The organism is Chitinophaga parva (genome assembly GCF_003071345.1).
GTDB classification, from domain to species: domain Bacteria; phylum Bacteroidota; class Bacteroidia; order Chitinophagales; family Chitinophagaceae; genus Chitinophaga; species Chitinophaga parva.
Genome location: NZ_QCYK01000003.1, coordinates 957,822 through 983,322, shown reverse-complemented (window position 1 = coordinate 983,322; position 25,501 = coordinate 957,822). Strand labels below are relative to the sequence as shown.

The 25,501-nt window shown below is 54.3% G+C and carries 23 protein-coding genes and 2 tRNA genes; 17 read left to right on the top strand and 8 right to left on the bottom strand.

Translation table 11 applies throughout. The annotated features are described in order from the left end of the window. Positions 1 to 95 precede the first annotated feature (95 nt). From DCC81_RS23160 to DCC81_RS23150, 3 genes are all read right to left on the bottom strand, one after another. Positions 96 to 716, bottom strand: coding sequence for a rhomboid family intramembrane serine protease (locus tag DCC81_RS23160; protein ID WP_165806708.1), 621 nt, complete (start codon positions 714 to 716; stop codon positions 96 to 98). 21 nt (positions 717 to 737) lie between these two features. After that, positions 738 to 1,211 carry a 23S rRNA (pseudouridine(1915)-N(3))-methyltransferase RlmH gene (locus DCC81_RS23155; protein WP_108689301.1) on the bottom strand — a complete coding sequence of 158 codons (474 nt, stop codon included), beginning with the start codon at positions 1,209 to 1,211 and terminating at the stop codon, positions 738 to 740. A gap of 129 nt (positions 1,212 to 1,340) precedes the next feature. Beyond that, on the bottom strand, positions 1,341 to 1,544 hold the full coding sequence (locus DCC81_RS23150) for a cold-shock protein (protein WP_108689034.1): 204 nt from the start codon (positions 1,542 to 1,544) through the stop codon (positions 1,341 to 1,343). Positions 1,545 to 1,804: 260 nt separating this feature from the next. Here DCC81_RS23150 and DCC81_RS23145 point away from each other — a divergent pair. The 8 genes from DCC81_RS23145 to DCC81_RS23110 all read left to right on the top strand — a co-directional run bounded on the left by DCC81_RS23145 (position 1,805) and on the right by DCC81_RS23110 (position 11,569). Further along, a tRNA-Arg gene (locus DCC81_RS23145) sits at positions 1,805 to 1,878 on the top strand. Positions 1,879 to 2,023: 145 nt separating this feature from the next. Next, a tRNA-Arg gene (locus DCC81_RS23140) sits at positions 2,024 to 2,097 on the top strand. Between the two features lie 109 nt (positions 2,098 to 2,206). Beyond that, on the top strand, positions 2,207 to 3,442 hold the full coding sequence (locus DCC81_RS23135; protein WP_108689033.1) for a TolC family protein: 1,236 nt from the start codon (positions 2,207 to 2,209) through the stop codon (positions 3,440 to 3,442). Beyond that, complete coding sequence (locus DCC81_RS23130) at positions 3,439 to 4,368, top strand: efflux RND transporter periplasmic adaptor subunit (RefSeq protein ID WP_240613054.1); 930 nt, start codon at positions 3,439 to 3,441, stop codon at positions 4,366 to 4,368. The genes DCC81_RS23135 and DCC81_RS23130 overlap by 4 nt, the downstream gene beginning before the upstream one ends. A gap of 10 nt (positions 4,369 to 4,378) precedes the next feature. After that, the gene (locus tag DCC81_RS23125) at positions 4,379 to 7,417 is read left to right on the top strand and encodes an efflux RND transporter permease subunit (RefSeq protein ID WP_108689032.1); all 3,039 of its coding nucleotides are present in this window, start codon (positions 4,379 to 4,381) and stop codon (positions 7,415 to 7,417) included. Positions 7,418 to 7,595: 178 nt separating this feature from the next. Further along, positions 7,596 to 7,928 (top strand): hypothetical protein, encoded by a 333-nt coding sequence (locus DCC81_RS23120; RefSeq protein ID WP_133177777.1) that lies wholly within the window; start codon positions 7,596 to 7,598, stop codon positions 7,926 to 7,928. A gap of 163 nt (positions 7,929 to 8,091) precedes the next feature. Continuing rightward, positions 8,092 to 8,985, top strand: a complete 894-nt coding sequence (locus DCC81_RS23115; RefSeq protein WP_108689030.1) for a bestrophin family protein — start codon at positions 8,092 to 8,094, stop codon at positions 8,983 to 8,985. Positions 8,986 to 9,196: 211 nt separating this feature from the next. Continuing rightward, positions 9,197 to 11,569, top strand: coding sequence for an ABC transporter permease (locus DCC81_RS23110; RefSeq protein WP_108689029.1), 2,373 nt, complete (start codon positions 9,197 to 9,199; stop codon positions 11,567 to 11,569). An 84-nt stretch (positions 11,570 to 11,653) separates the two neighbouring features. Here DCC81_RS23110 and DCC81_RS23105 read toward each other — a convergent pair whose 3' ends face one another. Both DCC81_RS23105 and DCC81_RS23100 read right to left on the bottom strand, forming a co-directional pair. Beyond that, positions 11,654 to 12,133 (bottom strand): DUF6496 domain-containing protein, encoded by a 480-nt coding sequence (locus DCC81_RS23105; RefSeq protein ID WP_108689028.1) that lies wholly within the window; start codon positions 12,131 to 12,133, stop codon positions 11,654 to 11,656. A gap of 59 nt (positions 12,134 to 12,192) precedes the next feature. Further along, a complete protein-coding gene (locus DCC81_RS23100; RefSeq protein WP_108689027.1) occupies positions 12,193 to 13,410 on the bottom strand; it encodes a DUF763 domain-containing protein in 1,218 nt (405 codons plus the stop codon). Positions 13,411 to 13,808: 398 nt separating this feature from the next. Here DCC81_RS23100 and DCC81_RS23095 point away from each other — a divergent pair, with 398 nt between their 5' ends. The 3 genes from DCC81_RS23095 to DCC81_RS23085 all read left to right on the top strand — a co-directional run bounded on the left by DCC81_RS23095 (position 13,809) and on the right by DCC81_RS23085 (position 16,552). After that, positions 13,809 to 14,063 carry a hypothetical protein gene (locus DCC81_RS23095; protein ID WP_108689026.1) on the top strand — a complete coding sequence of 85 codons (255 nt, stop codon included), beginning with the start codon at positions 13,809 to 13,811 and terminating at the stop codon, positions 14,061 to 14,063. Positions 14,064 to 14,303: 240 nt separating this feature from the next. Continuing rightward, a complete protein-coding gene (locus DCC81_RS23090; protein ID WP_108689025.1) occupies positions 14,304 to 14,576 on the top strand; it encodes a hypothetical protein in 273 nt (90 codons plus the stop codon). A 188-nt stretch (positions 14,577 to 14,764) separates the two neighbouring features. Further along, positions 14,765 to 16,552, top strand: coding sequence for an ABC transporter ATP-binding protein (locus DCC81_RS23085; protein WP_108689024.1), 1,788 nt, complete (start codon positions 14,765 to 14,767; stop codon positions 16,550 to 16,552). A 42-nt stretch (positions 16,553 to 16,594) separates the two neighbouring features. Here DCC81_RS23085 and DCC81_RS23080 read toward each other — a convergent pair whose 3' ends face one another. Continuing rightward, positions 16,595 to 17,065 (bottom strand): acyl-CoA thioesterase, encoded by a 471-nt coding sequence (locus tag DCC81_RS23080; RefSeq protein ID WP_108689023.1) that lies wholly within the window; start codon positions 17,063 to 17,065, stop codon positions 16,595 to 16,597. A 207-nt stretch (positions 17,066 to 17,272) separates the two neighbouring features. Then, complete coding sequence (locus tag DCC81_RS23075; protein WP_108689022.1) at positions 17,273 to 17,974, bottom strand: SRPBCC family protein; 702 nt, start codon at positions 17,972 to 17,974, stop codon at positions 17,273 to 17,275. A 205-nt stretch (positions 17,975 to 18,179) separates the two neighbouring features. On the opposite strand from DCC81_RS23075, the gene DCC81_RS23070 reads away from it, so the two are divergent. Both DCC81_RS23070 and DCC81_RS23065 read left to right on the top strand, forming a co-directional pair. Then, a complete protein-coding gene (locus DCC81_RS23070; protein ID WP_108689021.1) occupies positions 18,180 to 18,341 on the top strand; it encodes a DUF1328 family protein in 162 nt (53 codons plus the stop codon). 329 nt (positions 18,342 to 18,670) lie between these two features. Then, positions 18,671 to 20,593, top strand: a complete 1,923-nt coding sequence (locus DCC81_RS23065; protein WP_165806707.1) for a BamA/TamA family outer membrane protein — start codon at positions 18,671 to 18,673, stop codon at positions 20,591 to 20,593. Between the two features lie 15 nt (positions 20,594 to 20,608). Here DCC81_RS23065 and DCC81_RS23060 read toward each other — a convergent pair whose 3' ends face one another. Then, entirely contained in the window at positions 20,609 to 21,181 is a 573-nt protein-coding gene (locus DCC81_RS23060) for a putative glycolipid-binding domain-containing protein (RefSeq protein ID WP_165806706.1), read from the bottom strand. 388 nt (positions 21,182 to 21,569) lie between these two features. Between DCC81_RS23060 and ypfJ the strand changes: the two genes are divergently transcribed. The 4 genes from ypfJ (at position 21,570) to glk (ending at position 25,491) form a co-directional block, all read left to right on the top strand. Next, complete coding sequence (ypfJ, locus tag DCC81_RS23055) at positions 21,570 to 22,433, top strand: KPN_02809 family neutral zinc metallopeptidase (protein ID WP_108689018.1); 864 nt, start codon at positions 21,570 to 21,572, stop codon at positions 22,431 to 22,433. A 187-nt stretch (positions 22,434 to 22,620) separates the two neighbouring features. Further along, a complete protein-coding gene (locus tag DCC81_RS23050) occupies positions 22,621 to 23,331 on the top strand; it encodes a DUF4377 domain-containing protein (protein WP_108689017.1) in 711 nt (236 codons plus the stop codon). A gap of 30 nt (positions 23,332 to 23,361) precedes the next feature. Next, entirely contained in the window at positions 23,362 to 24,336 is a 975-nt protein-coding gene (locus DCC81_RS23045) for an MBL fold metallo-hydrolase (RefSeq protein WP_108689016.1), read from the top strand. Between the two features lie 93 nt (positions 24,337 to 24,429). Then, positions 24,430 to 25,491 carry a glucokinase gene (glk, locus tag DCC81_RS23040; RefSeq protein ID WP_240613053.1) on the top strand — a complete coding sequence of 354 codons (1,062 nt, stop codon included), beginning with the start codon at positions 24,430 to 24,432 and terminating at the stop codon, positions 25,489 to 25,491. Positions 25,492 to 25,501 lie beyond the last annotated feature (10 nt).

The window sequence follows — 25,501 nt, the reverse complement described above, 5'->3', positions numbered from 1 at the left end:
TAAATATGGTACAATTGCGGGCTGCGCGCGGCTTTGCGGCCAATTAATTCAAAATCATTTTGCTATGGCAGCGTTATGCATAAATGCTAAATACACTATCTGAAAATAGGCCCCAGCAGCTGCGCAATGAAGCGGGAAAGAAGGCTGGGCTCCAGGATAATGGGAAATACAAACCCATACACCGCGCCCCAGAAATGCACCCCGTGTGCAATGCCGCCGCCGGTACCGGAATCGCGGTTGGCCATGTAGGCACTGATAGCCAGGAACACAACGCCATACAGGATAAGCGGCATTTTAAGAAAGAAGATCCAGATGGGAGACCAGGGCTCTATCAGCACAATGCTGAAGATGCAGGCAGATACCGCGCCGGAAGCACCCACTGCCAGGCGGTTGGGATCAAAACGGTGGCGGAAAAAATAGGGAATGCTCGGTATCACGATGCCCAGGCCATAATACAGCGGGAACATATAGTGCCAGGAGTTGATCTGCGCAAAGATACTTTCCACGGCCTGCCCTACCCAGTAAAAAGAATACATGTTGAAGAACAGGTGCATCCAGTTGGCATGCACAAAACCATTGGTCAGGAAACGGTAGTACTGGTGCCGGGTACGCACTTCATAAGGATACATGGCCAGGTCTTCCATCAAACCTTCCTGGTAAAAAGCAATGAGGGAGATCACACAGGTAAGGACAATAATAATCAGCGTCGCAGACATTTGCATGGCAATGGGTTCTTTTTATTGATGATGATACTTTTCGTTTTGTAATACCGTATAAGCCCGGTACAGTTGTTCCGTCATGATGAGCCGTACCAGCTGGTGTGGAAACGTGAGGGAAGATAATGATAATTGCAATTGGGCGCGCTGCAATACCGGTGCATCTATGCCATAGGCCCCGCCTATGAGGATCACCACCTGGCGGGTGGCCGCATTGATGCGCTGCTGCAGGAAATCGGCCAGTTGCAGCGTGGTAAAGGTTTTGCCCCGCTCATCCAATGCCACCAGGTAATCTTGTGGGCCCAGCATGTCCAGGATCATTTTCCCTTCGGCCTTTTTCAGCTCCGGCAGTGGGAGGGAAGCGGCCTGCTTCACGGTAGGGATGAGGCGCAGCTCAAAGTCCGTATAATGTTGCAGCCTTTTCTGGAATACTGCAATACCATCCCGGATGTAAGCATCGTTCTCTTTCCCTATGCTCCAGAGTTGAATTTTCAAGATCAGTGTGTTATGCCGCAAATATAGCGGAATGGACGTAAAAAAGCCCCGGCCAGTAGGCCGGGGCTTGGGAAGAGAGGTAAAGTTTAATATATTGAAGCAAGGTCAGTATATGAAACTGGCCTCTGCTTAGTCGATGCGGCGAACGTTCACTGCGTTCATGCCTTTACGGCCTTCCTGCAGTTCAAACTCCACGCGGTCATCCTGCTGGATTTCGTGGATCAGACCATTCGCGTGTACGAAGGTTTCTTTGTTAGACTCGTCATGCTTGATAAAGCCAAAGCCTTTTGCATCGTTAAAGAACTTTACGGTTCCTTGATACTTTGTTGTCATTCAGTAAAAAATTAAAATAAGAAAAACTGAAGGTACAACTAAAATGGCATGCCACCATTTTTATTTATGGCCGAATGGGCAACCTCCTATCCCCGATAGTCATTTTTCCACAGCAGCGCATCAGCCCGCAACCCGCTTCCGCCTTCATCTTCAACGTTATACACATGCACTATCCACAGCCCCGCCCGCAGAAAAAAATTTTAAAAGCATTTGGCAATTAAAAAAAGAATCCTACTTTTGCCACCCGCTGAACAAACAACGGCTCCGTAGCTCAACTGAATAGAGCATTTGACTACGAATCAAAAGGTTTCTGGTTTGAATCCAGACGGAGTCACAAAAGAGGCAAACAAGCAAAAGGGTTTGCCTCTTTTCTTTTCAAAAAGAAGCACCGCTTTTCTCTGAAAATTTTAGCAGGTTCAGCAACAAAAATTTGGCAGTTTTAAATTTTTGGCTACCTTTGCAATCCCAATCACAACTACGGCTCCGTAGCTCAACTGAATAGAGCATTTGACTACGAATCAAAAGGTTTCTGGTTTGAATCCAGACGGAGTCACGAGAGGTCAAAAAAGGGTTTCAGACGTAGGTTTGAAACCCTTTTTAATTTAACGTTATTTAACACGCCGCTACACATTCTACACAGAATCAGCCGCTAGGTTTGCTACGTGAAAACGTTATACCACTTACTCCTGCTTGTACTCCTGCAACTGCCTTCGCTGGCCCAGACCCGCACGCTCAACGATTACCTGCAACAAGCCACTACCAATAGCCCCCTGCTCAATGACCTGCAGCAACAGCAGGCATCTAACCGCATAGACAGCCTGCGGCTCCGCGCCGGGTATGGCCTCCTGGTAGACGGTTCCAGTAACAACCTGTATGCACCTAACATCCATGGCTGGGGCTATGATGAGGTGATCACCAACGGGGCGCTGGTAAACGCCGTGGTAACCGTGCGCAAGAACTTTACGGGTAAGCAAAACCTCAACACCCAGCTGCGCGCCATTACCCTGCAAAACCAGGCGCTGGACAACAACGCCGTGCGCACCATCCAGGACCTGCAACGCACCATTACCACCCAGTACATCACCACTTACGGCGACCTGGAACAACTGCACTTCACCGAAGAAACCGCCCGCCTGCTGCGCCAGGAGGCCTCCCTGCTGAAGCGCATGACAGATAGTAATATATACCGGCAAACGGATTACCTGGCCTTCCTCGTGACCGTGCAGCAGCAGGAACTGTCACTGCAGCAACAGGAGCTGCAATACCGCAACGATTTTGCCACCCTTAATTATTTATGTGGTATGGTAGACACGGCTGCGGCAGACCTGGCACCGCCCCAGCTGGAAGTAGCGGCCCTGCCGGATGCAGCACATTCCGCATTCTTCCGCCAGTACCAGATAGACAGCCTGAGCCTGCGCAACCGGCATGCCCTGGTAGATTATGCTTATAAGCCTAAATTATCCGCCTTCGTGGACGGAGGTTACAACTCTTCTTTACAACTTACCCCTTACAAACATTTTGGTTCCAGTGTAGGCCTCACCGTGAGTGTGCCCATCTACGACGGCCACCAGCGCCGCATGCAGCATGAGCAGCTGGACATTGCCGAGAAAACAAGACTGGGCTACCAGGATTTTTTTACCCGGCAGTACAACCAGCAACTGGCCCAGCTGCACCAGCAACTGGCCGGCACACAAGCCCTGCTGGCCAATATTAACCACCAGGTGAAGTATGCGGAAGGGCTGGTGAACATTAACCTGAAACTCTTAGCCACCGGCGATGCCCGCATCCCGGACCTGGTGATAGCCCTTGATAATTACCTCACCGCACGCAACCTGCTTACCCAGAACACTGTGAGCCGCCTGCAACTTATTGCTCAGATCAATTACTGGAACAAATGATAAAGATGTACCGCCACTCATTATACCTGTTGCTGCTGGCCAGTCTTTGCGCCTGTCAAAACAACAACGCACCCGCGGAAGAAGAAACCACCGCCGATCCTGTAACACCGGTCACCGTGATCCAGCCCACACAGGAAACGCTCAGCGATTCCGTGTCGCTCAATGCCACAGCCACTTTCCTGCAGCAAAGCTATGCCCGCGCCAATACAGCCGGCTATATCCAGTCCATCCACCTGCAACCCGGCCAGGCCGTGCATGCAGGCCAACTGCTCTTTACCGTGCGCACCCGCGAGTCGCGCAGCATTGGCAACGCGGTGAACCTGCTGGATTCCAGCTTTAAGTTTTCCGGTGTCAATGGCGTAAAAGCTACTACCAGCGGCTATATCACGCAGCTGAACCACCAGGAGGGCGACTACGTGCAGGAAGCAGAACAGGTAGCGGTGATCAGCGATCAAAGCAGCTTTGCCTTTGTGCTCAATGTGCCTTTTGAGCTGCGCAATGCCGTGACCCTGCAAAAGCGGGTAAGCCTGTTGCTGCCAGACAGTACACGCCTGCCCGGCGTGGTGAGCGCCATTATGCCCAGTGCGGATTCATTGGCACAAACCCAGAAAGTAGTGATCAAAGTGGCGGCCAACGCAGCCTTGCCGGAAAACCTGGTAGCCCAGGTACGCATACAACGCACCGCGCATCCGCAGGCCATCACGCTGCCCCGCACTGCGCTGCTCACCGATGAGACCCAAAGTGAATACTGGATCATGCGCATGCTGGATAGCAACACGGCCGTGAAAGTGCCGGTACAAAAAGGTTTGGAAAGCAATGGCAGGGTAGAGATCACCACACCACAGCTTTCACTCACAGACCGCATCCTGGTGAGCGGCAACTATGGACTGGCAGACACCGCCAAGGTGCAGGTAACAAAACAATAAGCAACGCTACATGAACACCCGCAATTACTTTACGCACCATCGCAATCCCATCACCTTGCTGCTGGCGCTCATCATCATCGGTGGCGTGTATGCTTATGTGCACCTGCAGGCCAGTCTTTTTCCGCAGGTCACCTTTCCTAAGATCAAGATCATTGCAGATGCCGGCCTGCAGCCGGTGGACAAGATGATGATCACCGTGACCAAGCCGCTGGAAAATGCCATCAAACAAATACCAGACCTTCAGAACCTGCGCAGCACCACCAGCCGCGGGAGCTGTGAGATCTCCGCTTTCATGGCAGAGGGCAGCGATATTGACGCCGCCCTGCAGCGCATTAATTCCAAACTGGCAGAAGTAAAGGACCAACTCCCCCCCGGGGTGCAGCTGACCGCCGCCAAGATGAACCCTGCTATACTGCCTGTAATGGGCTACACGCTGGAAAGCCACAACCTTTCACCCATTGCGCTGAAACTGTTGGCCATGAACACCGTGCGCCCTTACCTCTCGCAGGTGCCCGGGGTGGCGGAAGTGCGCATCAGTGGCGGCGCTACCAAGGAATGCTGGCTGCAACTAATGCCGGAAAAAATGAGTAGCCTGGGCATCACGCCGGACATGGTGGCCAATGCGCTGGCCCAGACCAATTTCATTGCCTCCGGCGGCTACCTGTCTGACTACAAGCTGCAATACCTCACCGTTACAGATGCCAGTGTGCACAACCTGGGTACCCTGGAACAGATCGTAGTGCGCAATGACGGTAAACGCGTGGTACTGCTGCGCGATATTGCCACCGTAAGCGTGCAGGAAGCCATCAACTATACCCGTATCAATGCCAATGGGCACGATGCCGTGCTGGTAGCCATCGTTTCCCAGCCCAGCGCCAACGTGGTGGCCCTCTCCGCAGCCATGGAAAAACAGGTGAAGGCGCTGAAAGCCTTGCTGCCGCAAGGCGTGCGCGTAAGGCCCTATTACATACAGGCTGATTTTGTGAACACCTCCATCCGCAGCGTATCGGATTGTTTGTGGATAGGATTGGGGCTGGCCATGATCGTGTCCTTTATCTTCCTGCGCTCACTGAAGGCCAGTGCCACTATCCTGGTTACAGTGCCCATCACGCTGGGGCTTACCATGATCATCCTCTACGCCATCGGCTATACGCTGAACATTATGACCCTGGGCGCCATTGCAGCCGCCATAGGGCTTATTATAGACGATGCCATTGTAGTGGTGGAACAACTGCACCGCACGCATGAAGAGCACCCGGACCGCCCCACGGCAGACCTGCTGCAGGAGGCTATCCGCTACCTGTTCCCGGCCATGCTGGGCTCTTCCCTCAGCACCCTGGTGATCTTTATTCCCTTTGTATTCATGACTGGCGTGGCAGGGGCTTACTTCAAGGTGATGACCAATGCCATGATCATTACACTGGTGTGCTCATTCTTCGTTACCTGGATAGGCCTGCCGGTAGTATATGCTCTGTTCAACAAGCGGCCCAAACCCATGAAAGCACATGGGGTGAACAACCGGCGCTGGGTATCGTTCTTCATGGACCGGCCCTGGATCGCCATTGGCTTTGCAGCCCTGTTGGTAGCGGCGGTAATATTTATCATTCCCAGGCTGGAAACCGGCTTCCTGCCGGAGATGGATGAAGGGGGCATTGTACTGGACTACGCATCGCCCCCCGGCACATCGCTGGCGGAGACAGACCGCATGCTGCGCGAGGTAGAGAAGATCATTACCAGCACGCCGGAGGTAACCGCCTATTCCCGCCGCACCGGTACGCAGATGGGCTTCTTTATTACGGAGCCTAACACCGGCGATTATCTCATCCAGCTCAATCCCAACCGCAAGCGTACTACCGATGAAGTGATCAACGACATCCGCATCCGCATAGAAGGCACACAACCCGCGCTGCGCGTGGATTTTGGCCAGGTGATAGGAGACATGCTCGGCGACCTGATGGCCTCCGTGCAGCCCATTGAGATCAAGGTATTCGGCAGTGATGCCGCCCAACTGAAAACGCTCTCTCAACAGATCGCTGCCGTTATGGAAAAAACACCCGGCACAGCCGATGCCTTTGACGGCGTTGTGATAGCCGGGCCATCCCTGAGCATTGTACCGGATGCCGCCAGGCTGGCCCAGTTTGGCCTTACACCCCTGGCCCTGCAAAACCAGGTGCAGCAGGCCCTGGAAGGCAGCCAGGTAGGCACCATGCTCACCCAGGAGCAACAAGTGGCCATCCGCATGGTGATGCCCAATAACCGCCGCCAAACCGTGTCCACGCTGCAGGAGCTGCCCATTTTCCTGCCCGGCGGCCAGCTGCGCCCCCTAAACACCCTGGCTACGGTAACCGTGCAGCCGGGCGCCGCCGAGGTACAACGGGAAAACCTGCAAACCATGGGGGTGGTGACCGGCCGCCTGGATGGCACCCGCAGCCTGGGCACGGTGATCACGGCCCTGCAGGCAAATATTGCCGCAGCAGTGCATTTACCACCTGGCTACCATATCACTTACGGGGGCGATTTCGCCCAGCAGCAGCAGTCCTTCCGCGAGTTGCTCCTCATCCTGCTCACGGCCGGCCTCCTGGTGTTCTGCGTACTGCTGTTCCTGTTCCGCGATTTCCGCATTGCCGCGCTGGTGCTGCTCATTGCCGCGCTGGGCGTGGCAGGTAGTTGCGTAGCGCTTTACGTTACCGGTACGCCATTGAATGTTGGCAGCTATACCGGGCTGATTATGATCGTGGGTATCATCGGTGAAAATGCCATCTTCACTTACTGGCAGTACCTGGAAACCGTGCACCACAGCAATCCCCGGGAAGCGATCATTTATGCTATCAGCACCCGCCTGCGGCCCAAGCTGATGACCGCCACAGGGGCTATCATGGCCCTGCTGCCCCTGGCACTGGGTATAGGCGCGGGTGCGCAGCTGCACCAGCCCCTGGCCATTGCGGTTACCGGCGGCCTGGTGCTGGCACTGCCGCTTTTATTAGTGGTGCTACCCACTTTTCTCTGGTTGCTGAACAAGAGAAAGGACAATACACCGGCCCTTGTTTAATCGGTCTTTAACTATTCATTAAGGAAAAACAATACTGGTTTAGGGGAGTCCTTTAACAATAAGCTGGCGGGCCGGTGGAGATGATAAAGATCATAGTGAAAGATGATATAATGTCATTTTTTACGGCTTTACCTGCGTGTACATTTGCATAGCAATGAACCTCGAAAAATCTATTCCCATGCAAATATCCATCCAGGCAGACGATCTGCTTTTTAACATCCAGAACCGCTTCCAGGAAATGTATCCGTATTTAAAACTGGACTTCCTGACCACGTCAACTGCCGATAGCGGCTTTGCCGGTGAAGCAAAATCGATCGATGTACGTCCGGAAAGATCCGTAGCGCAACTGGAAGAAGAGCTGAAAGGCATTTGTGGCGTAAATGTGCGGGTGCTGCGTAAATGCGGGCAGCGCAAACATGAACCGGTCAGCGGGCAGGGAACTACCCTGGCACAGCAGAACAAACAAGGCAAACTACGCACCGTGCTTGCCCCCGTACCAGACGTATATTGAGGGCTGAGTAACGTTACAATAAACTTGTTGTTAGTACGAGGAACAGGAATTAGAGGAGATTGAAAGTGTGAGTGTGTTTATGCGCGGCGGTATGCTGCAAACCTTAACAGGTATGCAGTGTATCACCGCGTTTTTTATTATTTTCATGGTCTAATGCAAGTCCATGTTACTACGTCAGAACCTCAGCGTTCCCCGGATTATACAGATCACCTGGCGCATAGACCTCATGATGATCGTACTGTGTACCGCGGCTTATTTCACCGATAGAGACCTTTTACCCAAACACCAGATCCCCGCGGCCCTGCCGGCTTTACTGGGCACAGCGTTAGCGTTCTTCATCGCCTTTAACAGTAACCAGGGCTATAACCGGTGGTGGGAAGCCCGCATTATCTGGGGCGCCCTGGTGAATGACAGCCGGTCCTGGGCACGCAACCTGCTGCACTTCTCCGAACCAGGCAGCCGCCCGCTTGCATTGCAAATGGTGAAGCGCCACCTGGCATTCCTGTATGCACTGAAAGCCGGGCTGCGTAAAGATGACAGTACCGCTTATACGGCATTCCTGCTGGTGGGCGAGGAGGAAGAAGTGGTGCGCCATACCAATGTGCCCAATGCCATCCTGGACATACAGGCCCGCGACCTGCAGCGCCTCAGCAAGGGACAGCAGGTGGATGGCTTCCGTTTCCTGGCCCTCAATAACCTGCTGAAGGATTTTTGCGACAGCATGGGCAAGTCAGAGCGCATTAACAACACGGTATTCCCCACTACCTACATCTACTTCACCAAGCTGTTTATCTGGATCCTGATCGTTCTCATCACCATGGCCATTGGCGAGAGCGCCGGCCCCCTGGCTATTTTCCTGGGGTGGATGGTGGGTTTTGTATTTCATACCACGCATATCAACGGCATGAGCCTCATGAACCCGTTTGAGGAGAAGCCGGCAGGCATCCCGCTCAACAGCATTACCCGTACCATCGAGATCAACCTGCTGCAGATGATGGGAGAAACCGACATACCTGCGCCGGAGAAGCCGGTGAACCATGATGAGTATATCCTCTAGCGGGGGCTGAAGGGCCCTGCACCAGGATGCGTGCATGGCCAGGCGTAACCCGGCCGCCGGCGTACATACATTCCCAGCCTGTACTGAAACGGACGGGTTTATGTGCGCTATTGAACATATTTTATATTTATTAATGTGTATCAAAATAATATACAAATCTCCGCAACGTGGTACAAGGCCTGTGGAAGTGCCTGTACCTTAACCACGTTTCATGAACGCTAACTTCTGGAAGATCGCCTTCCGCAACCTGCTCCGCCACAAAGGATTTTCTGCTATCAATATTGCCGGTCTTGCGATAGGCATGGCCAGCGCGATGCTCATCCTGCTCTGGATCTACCAGGAAATGAGTTATGATGATTTCCATGCGCAGGGCAACCGTATTTTCCGGGTAATGCGGAATGAACGGACAGACCAGCAGGTGTACACCGGGGATGGCACGCCCCGTCAACTGGCAGAGGCCCTGAAGCTGGAAAACTCATCGATAGCGGAGAGTGGCCGCATGATCAACTGCGGATTTGTAGCCGGGACCAACAACCGGAACATCAGGATCAACGGGGTCTTTGCAGATCCTTCCATCCTCCGTATTTTCAGCTTTCCCCTGGTGGAGGGCCAGCCCGCAAACGCCCTCCGCGATGTGAACAGCATCGTGCTCACCCAGCAAACTGCGGAACGGATCTTTGGTCATCAAAACGCAATGGGCCAGACCGTAAACCTGAAAAGTTACGGCCCTGTAACGGTAACGGGTATACTAAAAGACCTGCCACTCAATTCACAGTTCCACTTTGATTACCTGCTGCCTTTTACCTTCATGGATAAAGTAGGCTGGAACGATGTGGGATGGAATGTTTCCGTGGCCAATACCTATGTGCTGCTGCAAGCCGGCGCAGCGCTGCCTGCCGTGAATGCAGCGATCAGGAACACCATTACCCGCCACTACACCACGCCAGACCTGCATCCCACTGATATTTTCCTGCAACCCATCAGCAAGTGGCGCCTGTACAGCCGTTTTGAGAACGGGGTAAATGTGGGCGGGCGCATAGAAACGGTGCGCCTCTTTGGTATTATTGCCGCCTTTTTGCTGCTTATTGCCTGTATCAATTTTATGAACCTCAGCACCGCCCGCAGTGAGAAGCGGGCCAAGGAAGTAGGGGTACGCAAAGTGGCCGGCGCGGGCAGGTTCTCACTGATCAGCCAGTTCCTGGGAGAATCAATAACCATGGCCCTGGTGGCGGGTTTCCTGGCCGGCATACTGGTTTGGGCCGTGCTGCCGTTCTTCACCACCCTCATTGGCCAGCCGGTGCGCATTCCATGGAACCATGCAGAATACTGGCTTTGCTACGGGGGCTTCATCCTCTTCACTGGCCTGCTGGCCGGCAGCTATCCTGCATTCTATTTCTCCGCCTTCCGCCCGGTACAGGTGCTGAAAGGCACTTTCCGGAAAGCCCGTGCCGTGGCGAGCCCACGGAAGATATTAGTGGTAACCCAGTTCACCTTTGCCATTGCCCTCATTATTGCCACCCTTATTGTACAGCGCCAGTTGCACTACGCACAGGAGCGGGAACGGGGTTTTGCAAAAAACAATACGATCTACTACCTCACCATTGAAGAGGAACTGCAACACAGTTACGCCGCGGTGCGCAATGAGCTGCTGCGCCAGGGCATTGCCACGTCTGTAACCAAGACCGGCAGTCCCCTGATCGACATCTGGAACAGTAGCAACAGGATCAACTGGGCCGGCAAAACACCCGGCAGCATCGTGGATTTTGACATGGTAACCCAGGACGGCAACCTGGTGAAGACCGCCGGCATGCGCCTCCTGGCCGGCCGCGATATAGACCTGCAGGCCTATCCCGCCGATTCTACCGCCGCCATTATCAACGCATCTGCGGCCAAAGCAATGGGCTTTAAAGAACCGGTGGGGCAAACATTTGTGACCCTGGAAAACGTGCGCTGGACCATTGTAGGTGTAGTACAGGATATCATTGCACGCTCCCCTTACGATGCTACCACGCCCACCATTTTCTGTGGCCCTAAACGGTGGACCGGCGTGGTAAACATCCGCTTCAACCCTGCATTGCCCACCGCCACGGCACTGGAGCGTACCAAAGCAGTGTTTGAGCAATACAACCCCTCTTACCCGTTTGAATATACCTTCCTGGACGCATCTTATGCGGAAAAATTTGTGAATGAACAGCGCATTGGCACGCTGGGCGGGCTTTTTGCGGGCCTCACCATTTTCATTTCCTGCCTGGGGCTCTTTGGCCTGGCCACATTTATGGCCAGCACGCGGAAGCGCGAAGTAGGCATCCGCAAGGTGCTGGGTGCATCCGCGCTGGATATTACCACCTTGTTGTCCAGGGAGTTCCTGGCCCTGGTGCTGGTGGCGCTGGTACTGGCATCACCGGTGGCATGGTGGATGGCCAGTACATGGTTGCAGCGCTTTGCCTATCATATCCGGATCGGGTGGAGTGTGTTTGTGCTGGCGGGAGGCGCCAGCCTGCTGATTGCAGCAGGTACGGTAAGCTACCAGGCTATTCATGCGGCGCTGGCCAATCCTGCGCGCAGCATCAGGAACGGGGAGTAGGGGCAAAAAAATAGCCCGGCAATCTGGAACGAACAGCCATTCCACTTTACCAGGCCAAGGGTGTTAAAAAAACGGGCAATGGTTTTAACCGTGATGGGCCGCAGTTTTGCGGGTGCTGCGCTTGGCAGTGGCACGCTTAGCTGTACTGCGTTTAGCCGTACCCGTTACTTTGCGGGTGGAGGCGCGTTTTGCAGTAGTGGCGTGCTTGGCGGTACTGCGTTTGGCAGTGGCTTTTTTGGCGGTGCTACGTTTTGTGGTAGCGCGTTTGGCCGTAGCTTTTTTAGTGGTACCGCGCGTGGACATCGCTTTTTTTGCGACTGCTTTTTTAGGAGCAGCTTTCTTTGCAGTGCTGCGGGTACTGGTGGATTTTTTAGCGGCAGCGCTGCGTTTGGGCGGGGGAGGCACTTTTGCACCTTTTTCCCGGGCTTCAGATAAGCCAATGGCAATAGCCTGTTTAGGATTTGTCACTTTCTTACCGCTACGACCACTCCGCAGCGTTCCTTTCTTCTCGCGGTGCATGGCACTTTCCACCATTTCACCGGATTTTTTTGAATAACGTGCCATAAGAAAACGTTTTGGTTCATGGAAATGGCCCAAAAACTGCGCCAGCAGGGCAAGACGCCTTAATCAAACAGGCTGAGTTGCCCGTTACCGCTATCCTTCTTCGCGGGCGGTTGTTCCTTTCCAAACACCGTCCGGCCGCCATGTTGCCAGGATTCCTGTCTTTCCTTTTCTACCAGCCGCTCGAAATTTTCATTGGGCACAAAATCCGTTTCAATGCGGCGGGCCAGCGTGGAAAGTTGCTGAATGGCGCCTTTCTTATCCGCATCGCCCAGTTTCGCCTTGTGCAGGGCCTGTTTCAGCACATTGATGGTATCGTCATACACGTTCACCGGCACCGGGAAAGGATGGCCGTCTTTACCACCATGGGCAAAGGAAAACCGCGCGGGGTCGCGGAAACGGCTGGGCGTTCCGTGGATCACCTCACTCACCAGCGTGAGGCTTTGCAAAGTGCGGGGGCCCACGCCTTCTAGCAGGAGCAGGGATTCAAAATCACCCACGGGTTGCTGCTGCGCCAGCGCCAGCACGCTTCCCAGCCGTTTCAGGTCCACGTCTTTTTCCCGCACCTCATGGTGTGCGGGCATTTTCAAATGCTTTATTTCCTGGATGAGGTGCGTGGGATTTTCTTTGGATAATTGCAATACGCCCTGGCGGGTATTGCCGGCATCTTTATCGGTGAGGTTGAGGATGAGGCCCTGGTTCTGGCCATAAATGAAAGTATGTGGCGCATCTACATAAGACTGGAGCGACTGTGAATTCCAGTGATAGCGCCGGGCCATACCAGTGGCGTCGTTCATACCCTGCTGCACCACGGACCACTCGCCCTGGTCCGATACAATGAAGCAGTGAAGGTATAATTGAAAGCCATCCTGGATGGCAGTGTTATCCACCTTGGCAGCCAGCTTGCTGCTGCGCACCAGGTCTGTGCCCGGCAGGCCGGTGCGGTCAGCAACGACCAGTAGTTCGTTCGGCGTTTCCCGGGAGTGCCGGCCCTTGCCCCCGCAGAAATAAATGCCCAGCTCTTTGGAACGCGGGTTCACGGCGCGTTTCAGCGCGCCCATCACAGAAGTGGTAATGCCGGAAGAATGCCAGTCCATGCCCAACACGCAACCCAGGGCCTGGAACCAAAAAGGATCACTAAGGCGGCGGATCACTTCCGCTTTTCCATAATCTGCCAGGATGGATTCAATAATGGCCCCACCCAGCAGGGACATGCGCTGGGCCAGCCAGGGCGGCACACTTCCATAATGTAAAGGCATATCGGCGTACCCACGGGACATAACAGCTCCTTTGCTTTTAGAGAACGAAGATACGACCCGGTAGGGAAACACGGGGCTTTACAACAGCCGGCTAAAATAGCCCGCCGGGGGCTATTCACCAGCATGCCGGCAGGAGCCTTCCAGCACCCGGGTGCAATAAGGCGCGGCTGGGAGGCAAAAATCGCTCACCGGCCATACACCGTTTCACGAGCGGCTTGTTATAGCCTTGAAGGAAACCCGGCGCACCTGTTATATTTTCTTAAATGCTTGTGTAACAATATTAATGATGCGGCGTTTTAACTACGCAAACGCTAGCAAACGCAAGTATAGCGTATTACTACGCAACTGGTGGCACGTGGCTTGGCACAATTATTTCAAACAAAGCGGGCGTATACGTTAACCAATTAAATTTCGCTAATATGAAGACAAACACTCAAGAGATCAGCACCCTCGGAACCTTCCAGCTACGTCTGTTTAAAATGGGTATGGTGCTGAGCCTTGCCGGTGGTATTTGCTTCTTCCTTTTTGCCTGTGGTTCACCCAAGAGCAGTGATAGCACTGCAAAGGATTCCACCAGCCTGGCAACAGACAGCATCACGAACATGACCACCGGTGCTGATACGACTGTGGCAATGGACAGCACCCCTGTGATGGGCGACACAAGTCATAAATAACAAAATCATTATATAACTTCTTGCGGAAACCAGATCATTCATACAGGGGGGAGCAATCCCTCCTTTTTTATTGTGTGCCCGGGTCAACTATTTGGGGAAAATATGGCCCGCCCCATTCCACACCTCCCGGCGGCGGGCGCGGCCAAAGCGCTTGCTTTGGCACAATTGTTACGCAATTTTAAAAGCCGGGTTTCTACCCGGATTCTAACCGTATTTGTACTTACATTAAATCCACTTGTCATGAGAAAAGCAAGTTACCTGAGCACAGCAGCATTGGCTTTATTACTGGGCGGCGCGGCCTTCAGTGCCTGTGGCAACGGCGGGCGCTCTTCCACCCAGGACTCCCTTAACCAGGCAGATAAAGAGGCCCTGGCCCCCGACACATCTTCCTTTGGCCGCGATACCGCCCCTGGTGCAGAAATACCTCCCGGCGCCATCAATCCCGGCGAAGATTCTTCCCGCTATGGCACCGGCCAGCAGGACACATCTAAGAACAGGACCATGCGGAAGTAGTTGTACCATACAACATACAGCGAATTACAGGGGCGTACCGGGAAGGTGCGCCTTTTTACTTGCATATAAAATGGGCTTGCAGGTCTTTTTATAAAGGCCCTGCTATTTACCGGTACAAGGGAAACAGGTACGTTGTACATTGAATGATTCCCATACAATTTCCCTGCGCCTCGTTCGTCTACCTCTTCATGCAAACCTCCGAAACTCCCCATGCCCGGCCAGGCTTCAGCCTGGCTGCCCTTCGTAAAACATTCCGGCTGTACCGTTATGTAAAACCTTACTGGCCGCAGTTCTTTGCCGGTATGCTTTGTTTATTGCTGGCCAGCAGCGCCAGCCTTTTCTTTCCAAAATACCTGGGCCAGCTGGTGCAGGTGGCCAGCGACAAAACCGGGATCATGCAGCAGATCACTGCCATAGGCCTCACCCTTATCCTGCTGCTGGTGGCACAGGCTGCCTTCTCCTTCCTGCGTACGGTGCTCTTTGTAGCTGTCACCGAAAAGACACTGGCCGCATTGCGCGAGCACGTGTACCATCACCTGGTAAGACTGCCCATGGCTTTCTTCGCTAACCGCCGGGTGGGAGAGTTGACCAGCCGCATTTCCTCCGATATTTCCCTGCTGCAGGAAACGTTTACCACCACCATTGCTGAACTGGTGCGCCAGGTGGTGATCGTGGCCGGCGGGCTGGTGCTGCTGTTCCATATTTCCACACAACTTACTTTTTTCATGTTGTCCATTGTACCCGTGATCTCTGTGCTGGCGCTGGTTTTCGGTAAATTTATAAGGGGCAATGCAAAGCTGGTGCAAACACAGGTATCAGAAGCCAATACGATTGTGGAAGAAACACTGCAAGGCATTCTCAATGTAAAAGCCTTTACCAACGAAGCTTTTGAGGTAAGGCGCTATCACGATAAAACACAGGCTGCCGCCCGCACGGGTATGCGCGTGGGGCGTTTCCGTGGCATGTTCTCTTCCTTCTTTATCCTGGGAATATTTGGGGCCATGGTAGCGGTGATCTGGAAAGGGGCGCTGCTCATTGCCGCCCACCGCCTGCAAACGGGGCCGCTCTTTTCCTTCGTGATCTATTCCGGTTTCATAGGCGGCGCTATAGCAGGCCTGGCGGACGTTTATGCTACACTGCAAAAAAGCATGGGCGCTACAGAACATTTACTGGACATCCTGGATGTACCTACAGAAGCCATCGCAGATCAAAAAACAATCCCGCCCGCTTACCAGCTCAAGGGAGGCGTTGCTTTCAACCATGTGTCCTTTCATTATCCCAGCCGCCCGGACGTACCGGTACTGGACCAGGTATCGTTCCGCGTGGAGGCGGACCAGCGCATTGCCCTGGTGGGCCCCAGCGGCGCGGGCAAAAGTACCCTGGTATCTTTATTACTTCGTTTATACGATCCCGTTAGTGGGAATATCCGGTTTGATGACCTGGATGCGGCGGATATCCCTTTATCTGCCCTGCGCGGCCAGATTGCAGTGGTGCCGCAGGATGTATTCCTGTTTGGCGGCAGTATCCGTGAAAACATTGCCTATGGCGATCCCCAGGCCACGGAAGCAGATATCATGTGGGCCGCAAACCAGGCCAATGCATGGGAATTTATCCAGCGTTTCCCCGACGGGCTGGATACTATTGTAGGAGAACGGGGCGTGCAGCTCAGCGGCGGCCAGCGCCAGCGCATTGCCATTGCCCGCGCGGTGCTTAAAGATCCCCGCATCCTTATCCTGGATGAGGCTACCAGTGCGCTGGATGCGGCTTCTGAACAACTGGTGCAGGATGCATTGGACAAGCTGATGCAGGGCCGCACCGCCATTGTAATAGCTCACCGGCTGGCCACCATTCGCCAGGCAGATCACATCGTGGTGCTGGACAAGGGCAGGGTAGTGGAGCAGGGCAGCCATGCGTGGCTGGTGGCCCAGGAAGATGGGCTTTATAAAACGCTCAGTGAAATGCAGTTCATCCACTAGCACCCGGTTTCCCTCCGTGCATTTACGCCATAATAACAGGCCTCATTCCATCAGGTAAGGTCTCATTTCTTCCTCTATATTTTTGCGCAGGTCCATCAGGCGGCGTGCATACTCCTGCATGCTGATCTCCGCCGCTGTGGTAGGTTTCCAGGCAGGCACCTGCACCGTTTTACCATTTTCATCTACCGCTGCAAATACAATGATACAGTGGGTGGTCTTCACCATCTCTCTTTGCCGCGGGTTGCCGGCCGCCACATTGATGGCAATGTGCATACTGCTGCTACCCGTATAAATGATCGTGGCCGTGATCTCTACCAGGTCGCCGATGGCGATGGGCTTAAAGAACCGGATGCCACCCACGTACACGGTCACCGCGTATTCACCGCACCAGTTCACCGCGCAGGCGTATCCCGCCTGGTCTATCCATTTCATCACGGCACCGCCGTGCACTTTACCGCCAAAGTTTACATCTGAAGGCTCCGCAAGAAAGCGGAGGGTAATGGAGTTGTTCATAGTGGTCTTTAGTCTTAGGTATGGGCAATGCGATGGTGATGTATCGCCCCGGTTCAAGCAAAGATATAAAAATGCGAAGCGGGTGCACCAATTTCACCCGCCTCGCATGTTATTTCGCCACCTGGCACCCAAGGCTTGACCCTGAGACTTAAGACCCAGGACCTAGGACTAAGCCCCAAGACTTAGCACCTAACACCGCTACATCCCCTACACCGTCTCCCTCACTGATTCCACCAGGTCTTTAAACTGGCGGATGTCCCGCTGCACCATGTGGCGGAAGGCTGGGGTGAGCATCGTAGCTACGGCGCGGCCTACGTCGCCGGCAGGGGGGCGATAGGTGATCATGATGCGCAGTTCTGTACCACCATTGGGCGCGTCCAGGAACTCCACCTTGCCGGCGGTAACGATCATGGAATCGGGGAGGGAGCGCCAGGACAGCAGCTCATTGGGCAGTTCCCTCACGATCTCTGCTTCCCATACTATTTCAAATCCCGGCACATGGATCTGCCAAACGGAATGGGTATCGGTAATGCTTTGCACATCCGTGAGGTGGCGCATGAAGCGGGGCAGGTTTTCCAGGCGGCGCCAGAATGCATATACCTCTGCACGGTGCCTATTGACCACGATGCTGGTGCGGATGTTCACCGCGCGGGTATGTTGTTCCGGAGCACTGCGTTTGAAAAAGCGGGTCAGCGGACAATTGCCCGAAGCGCCCCGGTACAGCAGGTAGCCGCCCAGGCCCAGGGAGACCAGGTGCTTTAACGGGTGGCGGATGCCGGTGAGCAGCAATACGGCGCCTGCAGCGGCGGAGAAGATCCGTTCCTGCTGCGGCACGTTCTGGATGGCGCTTTCTTCAGCCCAGGCATTGCCCCGGGGGCGGAGCGGCTGCGTAGTAGACGTTTGTGACATGAGCAATGGGTTTTTCCGGTAAACACAACCAAAATCCTGCTAGTTTTTGCTACCGGGGCGGCCGGCTTATCCGGGGAAGCTGTTCTACAGAATGACGGGCGCAAACCTGCCATTCATGGCCCTGGAGGCACAATGCAGCCCTGCAGGCCGGATGGCTTGATAATTGATTTTCCGGTAGTATCTATAACCATTAAACTATCTCACCATGTTACGTTATGCACTGATATTCTTTATCATCGCCATCATTGCCGCTATCTTTGGTTTTGGTGGCATTGCTGCCGGCGCCGTAAGCATTGCACGTGTTCTCTTCTTTATTTTCGTGGTACTCTTCCTGATCTCCCTCATCTCAGGCTTATTGAAAAGATAGCACCGGTATATGATGTATTTACGGTTGAAAATTTTGTCGCCCAACGGCAAACGACTCCGGAATACGCGGGAAGCTTCGTTACTTTGGCCCGTATAAAAGGCCGGGCCTTTACAACCATGGGCGCAGCGTGGTCGTTGCGCCCATTGTTTTTCTCTACTGTGGTAGCAGATTTAACCCGGACTGATCATTTTAGAGGTCGAAACACCTATATTTGGAAACAATGCTTTGCCCAGGATATACCGGCAGCAATATTTGAAACGTTTAAGATGTGACCCGTTTGTGCGGTTTGAAATTGATTTATGTTGATTAAAATTTGTTTTCAATAAGGCTTGATCCGGTTACTAAAAATATTATTGACCCTCCTTGGTACCTACTTCCTGTTACACTTTTCCCAGCCCGCCAGGGCGGGTTATGGTGGCGGGTGTTTCATGCCAGCTGCTTTTGAGGACACCGTGCCTTCCAATCCTCCCAGGAAAACGGGCTTCCTCCATAAGCTCATGGCGTATAAAGACTCCATGCGCCTAAAGCATTACCGCGACTCCGTGCTGACCAGCATTACCCACGCCAATGCACCGGATCCGCTGGAAGATAGCAGCCTGATAAAAAGTGAACAGTTGTTCAAAGCCTTATCCGGCCGCACCATCCGCCGGGTGTTTTTCCGTAAGGTGAAAGTGTTTGGCCCGCGTAACATTAACGATACCACTTTCCAAACCTCCATGAAACTGGTGGATTATGCCAACCAGCTGCACTTTGAATCGAAGGAATGGGTGTTGCGGCAAATGCTTTTCTTTAAGCCGGGCGATACCATCAATCCCTTTGAGCTGGCAGACAATGAACGTTACCTGCGTTCCCGCCCGTTCATCCAGGATGCACGTATCTATGTAGTGAATGCCACCAGCAACGCAGATTCTGCCGATGTGATGGTGGTGACCAAAGATGTATTTGAGTACAGCATCAACCTCAAAGAGCTTTCCCCCCAGGCCGCATCCACGGTGGTGACGAACAATGACCTGCTGGGGGCGGGCCAGGGGCTGGATGTAGGCGGTTTGTGGAAAAGCAGCTACCATCCGCAGTTTGGCTCCCTGGTGCGGTATACCAAGTACAATATACTGGGCACTTTTATAGACGGGTCCATTGGCTACAGTATGCTCAATACCTACATGCCGCTGGACACCAACGTGTACGAGGGATCTTATTATGTAAGCCTGAACCGCCCCTTGTACCGCCCCACGGCACGGGTGGCCGGTGGTCTTACTTTCAGCCTTAATCACTCCATCAACAAATGGGGCTATGCAGACAGTCTTTTCCGCAAATATGAATACAATACGCTGGATGGCTGGATAGGTTACAACTTCCGCCAGCAGTTCAGCGACAATGGTACAGAAACCCGCCGGCCCAGCGTGGCCATCCTGCTGCGGCATTACAACCTCTTCTTCCTGGAAACGCCCCAGCAGCCTGCTTTTAAAGACGACCCCGTGTACAACAACCGGCGTTATTACCTGGCGCAGGTCTCGGTATTTAAGCAGAACTTCTTCAAAACCCACCACTTCTTTGGCTTTGGCCGCACGGAGGATATTCCCGCCGGTTACCAGGTCAAAGGCACCACCGGCTGGGAAACGTGGATAGAGCGCCGCCGCCTCTACACGGCCATTGAAGGCAACCGCTTCTGGGTGAACAAACACCAGGACCTCTTCAATCCTTCTTTCGGCATTGGCAGTTTCTGGGGCCGCAACACCTCTGAAGACGCGGTGATCCATGCCCGCATGGACTTTTACAGCCGCCTCTTCACGTACCGGGGCAGCCGCTTCCGCCAGTTCATCTCCGCCGACTACCTGACCTGCCCGGACCCATACTTTTACAAACCGCTCAACATCAATAACGATAACGGCATCTTTGGTTACAAGCGCACCACGCTGAATGGCTACCAGCGCCTCAACTTCAAGTCTGAAACGGTGTGGTATACACCGTTCAAGCTGTATGGCTTCAAGTTCAATCTTTCCACCATCCTGCAGGTGTCGCAGCTGGATGATAAAAGAGATCCTTTGTTTACCAGCCACCTGCAAAGCCGGCTGGGGCTTACCTGCACGGTCCGTAATGAAAATCTTTCTTTGAACACGCTTTCCTTCTCGGGTAATTACTACCCCAGTGCGCCGCCGGGCGTGCCGCATTTCTTTGTAGAGGTTACCACGGTAGTGGACCTGCGGTTTGACATCTCCGCACTGCGCGCGCCGAGCCTATTGCCCTTTAAATAGCCGGGCTGTCGTCCCTCAATCCTTCACCACCTCTGCAAACACTCTCGCATACACACCCGGGTAGTGGATCACCAGGCCATGTTCATCCACATTCAGTTCCGCTTTAAAATCATTCGTCATGTTCTCATACAGGAACACGCCTTTGCGCAGTGCGGTATAGCGCTGGCGCACGTGTTCCACTTTGAACGAAGGCACATCGATGTACACCACGTCGATGACCTGGGGCACGCCTTCCTGCCAGTGCAGGCGGCGGATGGGCAACGTGTTGGTAAAAGGAGTGAGGGAAATATCAACATCCATACAGCCCTGCAGGCGGGATAGCAGATGGCCGTCTGCGTCTTCCCACTGACCCTGCCCGTTGTGATGCAGGCCGATGGTTTGCTGCACATTGGTCAGGGAACGTATATGCGCCGCCGTTATGACCCAATGGGGATTGAGACTGATCTTGTATTCCAATGCAAAAGGCGTGGCGTTTACCAGCCCGGTCATATGCCCGGTGGCCAGGTACCCGTCTGCGGTGGTGAAGAACTGGAATAGTTCTGTGGCCGGCCATTTCTCAGCGGCCCATACCAGGGAAGCTTGCTGCATATGTTTGAGGCGGCGTTTTTTGGGGGCCAACTTCCGGTCCGGGGCCTGCGTTATCAGAGCCGTGTCCATGTCCACGCTCCAGCTCCCGGCAGGGGCTTACCCCATTGTCAGATGAAATTGGTCACTACGTCGCAGATCACATACTCCCAGTTCCATACCACAAATTGCAGGACCCAAACAGCCAGGAGGTGCCAGGGTTTTAACTTTTTAGTCATGGCTCACAGTCATTTAATACTGCAAACCTAACCTGCATCCCTGCCCGGGGCAACTTGATTTCGGCTATTTCCAGTCATCCTGCCGGTGAAAATGGGGAAGGGGAGGGGTAAAAAAATACAAAGAAAAACCTCATTTTTACATCATCTCTCAAAATGACAAAAATCCTCATTCTATGCGTTGGCAAAACAGGCGTACAAGTGATAACGTGGAAGAAGGCTCCGGTGGTGGCGGCGGTGGCCGTATGGTGATAGGCGGTGGCATTGGCACCGTGGTGATCATTGTACTGGCGCTGCTTTTCAAGCAAAACCCCGCTACCGTATTGCAACAGGTGCAGCAACAAGGCACCCAGCAGGCCGGCCCTGACGATACCCACCAGGTGACCGACTACTCCGATGTGAACAAGCGCTTCTCCTCCGTAGTGCTGGCCAGCACGGAAGATGTGTGGCACGACATCTTCAACAACATGAACAAAACCTACGAAGAGCCCAAGCTTCACCTCTTCAACGGCTCTGTGAGCAGCGCCTGCGGCATGGCAGAATCAGCCACTGGGCCTTTTTATTGCCCCGGCGATCATAAAGTATACCTGGACACCGAATTCTTTGATGAAATGCGCGACAAGTTCCATGTGAATGGCGACTTTGCTATGGCTTATGTAATAGCCCATGAAGTGGGCCACCACGTGCAGAACCTGCTGGGCATCTCTGCAAAAATGGACCGCGCCCGCGGCCGCATGAGCGAAGCAGAATACAATAAGCTGTCCGTAAAACTGGAGCTGCAGGCCGATTTCCTGGCCGGCGTGTGGGCTAACCATGCGGAGCGCATGGACACCATCCTGGAAGCCGGCGACATTGAATCGGCCCTCAACGCGGCCAGCGCCGTGGGCGACGACCGCCTGCAAAAGGAAGCCCAGGGTTACGTAGTGCCGGACGCCTTCACCCACGGCACTTCCGCGCAGCGCATGTACTGGTTCAAAAAAGGCTTCACCACCGGCGACCTGCGCCAGGGTGATACTTTTAGCGATGCATCATTGAACTAGGGGGCGCGTTCTTTGCGGGATGTTATACACTTCGGCCTGGAAATTGGGCGGGTGATGTCCCCGGGGAATATGGAATTTACCTGGAGCCTGGATTCCCTTGAAACCTGGAAATTGGATTTCCCTGGTGCAGGAACTGTTTACTGCAACCTGCACCAGGGCCTCCTTTGAACCTTGAAACTTCTTGTCTATGCATGCTTCCATCCGCTGGGCCCTGGCCGCCACCCTGCTCACCGCCTGTAATCAACACCCCAATACCGGCTCCGCCGGCACCGATACCAGCGGCACGTCCGCTGTATCGCAGGAAGTGCACGGGGGCGATATGTTCTATGCCAGTGACACACTGCCCGCCGCATCCAGTCCCGGTATGCTCATAGGGCTTACTCTCCATGCCACCGGCGATGCGGAGCTGAGCACTGATTACCTCAATTACTTTCCCGAGATCATAGAAGCCGGTCCCTGGCTGCAACATGGCGACACCATCAGCATGGTGCTCAAAACCGTGGATGTAGCGCAGGCCAGCCCGGATACCATGGTATTTCTCCGCCGGCAGCACACACTGCATTACCTTGGCAAGGGGTATGGCACCCTGGGCCTGGTACTCCATGAACAGCGCAAGCCGGATGCGCACCCCAGGGTGCTGGTCATGTGGGTGCATCCACAAAAAACCACCTGCACCGATCGTAAAGGACAGCAACGGGAGTGCCTCCAGGTGGCCTTCAGCAAAGTGCCGCCGGATGCGCAAACACACTGGCAACCATTGCCGGAGGAGATCAGGAAATTCACCTTTGTGCCGGGCCACCTGCAGCAGGTCAAAGTGCTCAGGACACCGCGCCATAGCCAGCTGGCAGACAGCCATGATTATAGTTACGAACTGCTGGCAGTACTCAGCAACCACTGATACCGCCACACCATTGCTAATCACTACTGCATGACACACTACGAAAACCCGGTGCCAACCACCGTTTCCTCGCCAGGCATGTTCTGGTCCACCATGTGGAAATTTATGACGGTAAAAAACGACCGGGAACCTGCAAAAGCACCCGGCCCTTTCACGTTTGACCTGCTGGCCTACGATAATCCAAAGGAAGACGAGATCCGCCTCACCTGGCTGGGGCACACCACCATTTTACTCGAAGTGGCCGGTAAACGTTTCCTGACAGATCCCGTGTGGGCCATGCGGGCATCGCCGTTTTCATTCATGGGGCCTAAGCGCTTCTTTGAAATACCGGTAAGCATAGACCACCTGCCCCCACTGGACGGTGTGCTGCTCACCCACGATCACTACGATCACCTGGATGAACAAGTGATCAGGAAGCTGGGGGCCAAAGGCTATACTTTCTACTGTCCGCTGGGGGTGGAAGGCCACCTGCGCAAATGGGGCGTATCCCCCGAGCAATGGCGGGTCTTTAACTGGGGTGATAGCCTGGTGCTGGATGAGACCTGTACCCTTACCGCCTTACCCACCCGCCACTTTTCCGGCCGTGGCCTGCGCGACCGCAATACCACCCTCTGGACCTCGTGGGTGATCACCGGCCGGCATCACAAAGTGTATTTTGGCGGCGACAGCGGCTGGTGGCCCGGCTTTGAAGAAATAGGCAACACCTACGGCCCGTTTGACCTCACCATCCTGGAAATAGGGGCCTATGGTGATGGCTGGCCTGATATCCATATGGGCCCGGACAACGCCCTGCGCGCCCACGCCGCCCTGCGCGGCAAAGTGATGCTGCCCGTACACTGGGGCACCTACAACCTGGCCCTGCATCCCTGGCGGGAGCCCGTAGAACGCCTGCTGGCGGCCGCGCCGGACGATATAGTGCTCTGGCTGCCCCGCCCCGGAGCGTGCGGTGCACTGCCTTCCGCCTCTCATATTAACCGCTGGTGGGAGTACGTGTATTCCATGTAAAAATACCCATAGCGGGCGCCACTTATTTGGATAAAGCAGCCGCATGGCTTACTTTGCGGGAATTAAGACCTGGGACAATTTTAATTCAACAGTATGGCAACAGACAACCAAGCAATGTATCTTCCCACCTTTGCCCGCAACAGCAACCCGGCGTTTCCCGCATGCTGCGTGCTGGCCGGGGACCTGGGCGGCACCAAGACAAACCTGGCGCTGTATGAAGTGAATGGAGGCGCGCTTACCCTGCTCCAGCAAGCCACGTACCACTCCGCACAGTATAATTCCTTAAGTCAGCTGATCAAGGCTTTTCATGAGCAATACCCCGACCGCATGCCTGACCGCATCAGCGTGGGCGTAGCAGGACCGGTGATGCACGGCAAGGCCGCCATTACCAACCTGCCCATGGAGATCAGCGAGGCAGCCATTGCAGAAGCCACCGGCATCAAAAATGTATACCTGATCAATGACCTGGAAGCCACCGCCTACGGCCTGGCCACCCTCCAGGGCGATGACCTGGTAACCCTCCATAAAGGCGATGTGACCATCAAAGGCAACATGGCCATCATTGCCCCCGGCACCGGCCTGGGAGAAGCCGGCCTGTATTATGATGGGGAACGTTATTTTCCCTTTGCCACAGAAGGCGGCCACAGTGATTTTTCGCCCCGCAGCGCACAGGACGTGGCTCTGCATAACTACCTGCGCACCAAGGTGCCGGTGGTGAGCTGGGAACACCTGGTGTCCGGCATGGGCATTCTCAATATTTTCAACTATCTCAAAGAGGTGGAACAGGTGGAAGTGCCCACCTGGATGGCAGAGGCTTTCACCACCCAGGACGATGCAGCCGTGATCAGCATTGCGGCCGTGGAGAACAAGGCTGCCATCGCCACGCAAACCATGACCCTGTTTGTAAAATACCTGGCCCGCGAAACCAGTAACCTGATGCTGAAAATGAAAGCCACCGGCGGTATATTCCTGGGAGGTGGCATACCACCCAAGATACTGCCCCTGCTGAAATCCCCCACTTTCTACCAGCACTACCGCGATGGGGATCGCCTGTTTGAACTGCTGGAAACCGCGCCCCTGCACGTGATCGACAACGATAAGACCGCCCTGCAGGGCGCCGCGTTCTATGGCGGACAGGCCCAGCCCAGGGCCTAGCCGCTACCCG